This is a genomic window from Paenibacillus sp. 01T422 (assembly GCF_056398785.1).
Map to the genome: position 1 here is coordinate 1 of NZ_JBFTQB010000549.1, position 4,392 is coordinate 4,392.

Genomic DNA, 4,392 nt, shown 5'->3' on the forward strand with positions numbered 1-4,392 from the left:
CGTTATGTCTCCCTCTCGACCTTAAGCAGCTTCTATACGATTAGCTGGGGAGAACCTATGCTGCAGCTGAACTATGCTGGTCAGCTTGTCGGATCATTTGCTACCCATAGCCAATATTCCAAAGGAACTGGATCTTTTACCTATGATGGCACAGTCTACATTAATATTTCTTTGTTGAAGCTGAAGGGCACAGTCAACGGGGATACGCTTGTCTTGACGGACGATATCTAATTGTCGGCATAAAAGATGCACCAAAAAAGCCGGAGATGGCCTCCGGCTTCTTTTGGTGCATTATTTCGTTGTTTGGAATGATTTGATCGTATCCGTAATTTGTTTTTGCAAGAACTCCGTTTGAAGCGCCTTCGGGAAAGAGGACATGAACAGATAATTGCTACCTTCCTTTTGAAATAGGCACATTGTCGTTACGACGTTCTTAAACTCCCATTCTAGCCAAACCGCTTGAACACCGTTAACCGTTTCCGTCCGGTTTGCTGTCTCTTTGAGATCAGTTTCGCCATACTGGGAGCGAAGTTTTTCCTTAATCTGATTGACAATCTCTTGGGTGCTTAAGCTAGACAGCTCCGCATCATTGGGGAGAAAAAGAAAATGTCCCATCCCGAAGTTATACTCCAGATTCCCATTTTTGCTTTGAGCTGCATTAAGCTTCCAATAATCAGGAATTGAAATTGTGTAGTTGTAGTTCTTATTCTTCACTACACTCGTTTTCGAGCGGTCCAGGTTTTCCGAACTGTCTTTAATTGTCCCGATCGAACTGGAAGGTTTACCGATTTTAATCGATTGCAAAGTGGATTGAATGAAGCTATCGGAAAGATCATCCTTATTGTTAAAATCAATCACTATATAATACTTATAAGCTCCTTTGATAAGGTGCACGTTCTCAGTTGAATCCCAAATACGCGTGTCAAATGTATTCGACGTTCGCGCCACAAGTGCCTGATTCCCGTCAACGACAATGCTTCGTGCAGCTTCCATTTTTCTATACGCTGGAGCGTACAACTGCGTATAATTCTCACCGTCGCGATCAGACCATTTTTGCAGCGTATCGTTGTCCGACTTCGAAGTCACTTTATAACCGATACTTCTTTTTTTCTTCGGATCAATAAATTGAATCATTTCGCTGTTGCTACCGGATTTCGACCACTCGGCTGGGATCTTGATGGAAATCCCGTACGTCTCATCCGTATACATGCGTAATCCATCTTTGACTGTCGATAGATCTTTCAAGGTTTTAACACTTGTATCGAATGACAATTGGAAGCTGTTCAATAGATCCTGATAAGCGTTGTGTTTCGTTACGACTTTATCCGTTTCTTCCTTGTTAATCGTGAAAATTAGGATATACACTTTGTCGCCGCTTTGATAGGCGCGATATTCATAGAGTTCACCATCATACTTGGATTTAAGCAGCGCATATGGACGTGTACCGCTTGAAACATATTTCTTCTCTAATAGCGGTTCATCATCCGTTTGATCCACTAGCAAGTCCAGCAGAGCATCCTCCGACATATTCTCGGTCATATCGGTCTTCACCGATACGTTAATGTGGTACTCTCCATTCGCATCATCGAATGAAACGTAATCCTCCTTAAAGCTCTGATAACTCTTCACCAGACCCGTCGGATATTTCATTGACCAACCATAATAGCTGTTGCCAATATGCGTTTTTCCTAGATCGGAATCAATGCCTTCCGCATCCGTGCCCGCAGCGCGCGTGCTAGAAATAGTAATCGTTGAAGTCGCTTCATCAAACTTTACGCTAGCTCCGAACTTTTCCGAAATGAAGCGGAGAGGTACCATGGTCGTACCATTCTTCAACTCAGGCGCAACTTCAATCTGTTCCTCTTTGCCGTTGACTGTTGCTGTCGTGCTGCCGATTTGTAACGAAATCGATGTGCCATTATAGGTGAGTCCTACCGTTTGCGTTTCAGAAGCCCAACTTAAGGCTGCCCCGAAGGCCGAAGTAATAACTCGCAAAGGTACAAGCGTCACCCCATTGTTCGCATAAGGGGTTTCAACAGAAGTGGTTTGATCGTTAATGGTAATATGATCTTCTCCAAGCTTCAATTGAATATGTACCGATTGGTCTTTCGTTTCGGAATCGGCAGCAAAGGCACTCAGCGGTTGAATCATAATTAGTATAAATGCAAGTAAAATCAAGTAGGTAGAGCGTAATTTAGTCATTGTTCACCTTCCAAGTTTATTGGGTTTGGGCAGCATCCAGCAATGTTATTTCTTTTTGGATAATGTCTCCGTTAGATTGCAGAGTCAAAGTAACTTTGTCTCCGGGTAAGTATTGTTTCAAAAGCTCATTCAAATCAACCAGCGTTTTCACATTGGAATTATTCACCGAGTACAGAACATCACCTTCTTTAATCCCTGCATCAGAAGCGGATGTATGTGGATCTACGCGCGAAACCTTAAGCGGCTCATCCGTAGGAAGCCCGACAACAGCTGCCCAGCTCTCCTCTACTTCCAGGCCAAGCGCAGGACGTTTGACTTTCCCATACTTTAAAAACTGATCCAATATGTATTGTACGGTGTCTGAAGGAATAGCGAATCCAAGTCCATCGATACCTGCCGCAGATAACTTCAACGAATTAATGCCRATTACCTCGCCTTGCAGATTAACCAATGCACCGCCGCTATTGCCTGGATTGATAGCCGCATCCGTTTGGAGTAGTCGATACGTAGAATGCAAGGAGCGATCAGTCCCGCTAATCACGCCGTAGGTAACTGAGTTGCGAAGCGCGAAAGTAATAGGCGTGCCGATCGCAACAACAAGCTCACCGACCTCAACGTTGCTGCTTTTGGCAAAAGTTGCTGCCGGTAGGTTTTTGGCGTCAATCTGAACGACCGCCAAATCGCTTTCTTCATCCAGATGAATCGTTTTTCCCGCATATTGCTTCCCGTCTGAGGTCACAACAATAATCTGCTTCATGTCTTCGACGACATGTGCATTGGTAACAATGAGTCCATCCGATTGAACGATAATTCCAGTGCCATGTGCTAAATTAAAACGGTTCTCCGATGAAGCTTGACTCCCACTCATCGGCTTACCAATAATTCCGACTATGGATGGTGAAACCTTTTTTACTACATCTGTTACACGAGATCCTGATGCATAGGTAAAGTCGTTCGCTTCAGCCTTGTAGTCCCCGCTGCCTCCTAGCGTTTTGACAACGTCGGACGCCTTCACATAGACCTCACCGTCCAGCTCCTTCGTTTGCCAATGCGTCACACTGGCTGTCTCCCCGCCATTCGTGGCCCCGGCTGCGAATACCTGCCCGTTCCCTCCACAAAGGGCGAGTGCTAGTAAGGTGGATATTACATAGCGATTCTGCTGTTTCAAATAAATCTCTCCCTAACTAGTTTATGGTAAATATCCCCCTTCCTATTATACATAAATATGGAAAGCAGGGTAGGTGGAAAATCTTTCTACTAATCTTTATTTTGCAACATGAAAAAATACAGTTGGTTCACTAGAGTAAGCCTCACTCTCAGAGTTCCAACTGTACCTTTTTTACGATCATTTTCCTAAATGGTTAGGATCACTTGCCTTGCAGAGCGTTTCCGATACGCTCGACGATAACTACCGCTTGCGCTCGTGTCGATGCCTCATTCGGCTCCAGGCTTCCGCCGCTTAAACCTTGTATAATTCCTTTGTTGACGGCTTCGCTCATCACAAAGTTCGGATCAATGACCGTATTTGCTTTTTGCAAATCCGGGCTTACGGCACGGAGCGCAACTGTGGCGATCTCCTGACGTGTAATAGGAAGATCCCAGCCTTGTTGCAAATCCCCGTTTTGCAGAATTCCCGCCTTTTGTACAGCGTCGATATAAGGTTGATACCAGGCTCCGCCTGTGTTCTCTGAAGCGACAGGCACGTGCATGGCCGTAACGGCAAGCTTCAGAAATTCACCTCTTGTAATGACGCGATCAGGAAGGAAGCTGCCGTCGCTATAACCATTCACAAGCCCTTTTTCCGCTGCTTGAAGAATATTTTCCTTCGCCCAGTGGCCTTCCAAGTCGTTGAAAGAAGCGCTTAGACCAGTAACAACAGCTGGTTGATTGCGATTCACTAAGGAATTGCTCCCCAGTTGGCCTGTGTAGTTGCCGCCCCATGTCCAGATGGTGCCATCTGTTCCTTTCACTACGCTATGAGTCCCGCCTGCGGCAGCTTCTTCTGCTTTGGCAATCCCTTTAAGCTGTACCGGCTTAGTCTGATTGCTCTTGGTACCATCGCCTATTTGTCCAAAAAGGTTTTGCCCCCATGCCCAAACACTTCCGTCATTGGCAATCGCTAGACTATGGTAAGAGCCTGCATGTATGGATTTCATGGAAGGCAATTCCGTCACTTGGACGGGCTTTAAT

General features: G+C 45.4%; 4 protein-coding genes. 1 reads left to right on the forward strand and 3 read right to left on the reverse strand.

Annotated features, from left to right (window positions below; all coding sequences use genetic code 11):
- Positions 1-231: hypothetical protein (locus tag AC1DUA_RS25530; protein WP_477502439.1), on the forward strand; the 231-nt coding region annotated here is incomplete at its 5' end.
- A gap of 60 nt (positions 232-291) precedes the next feature.
- Here the strand turns inward: AC1DUA_RS25530 and AC1DUA_RS25535 are convergent.
- From AC1DUA_RS25535 to AC1DUA_RS25545, 3 genes are all read right to left on the reverse strand, one after another.
- Positions 292-2,202 (reverse strand): stalk domain-containing protein, encoded by a 1,911-nt coding sequence (locus AC1DUA_RS25535; RefSeq protein WP_477502440.1) that lies wholly within the window; start codon positions 2,200-2,202, stop codon positions 292-294.
- A 16-nt stretch (positions 2,203-2,218) separates the two neighbouring features.
- Positions 2,219-3,370, reverse strand: a complete 1,152-nt coding sequence (locus AC1DUA_RS25540; protein WP_477502441.1) for a S1C family serine protease — start codon at positions 3,368-3,370, stop codon at positions 2,219-2,221.
- Positions 3,371-3,569: 199 nt separating this feature from the next.
- Positions 3,570-4,392, reverse strand: an 823-nt coding sequence (locus AC1DUA_RS25545) for an S-layer homology domain-containing protein (protein ID WP_477502442.1), incomplete at its 5' end; no start/stop codon positions are given.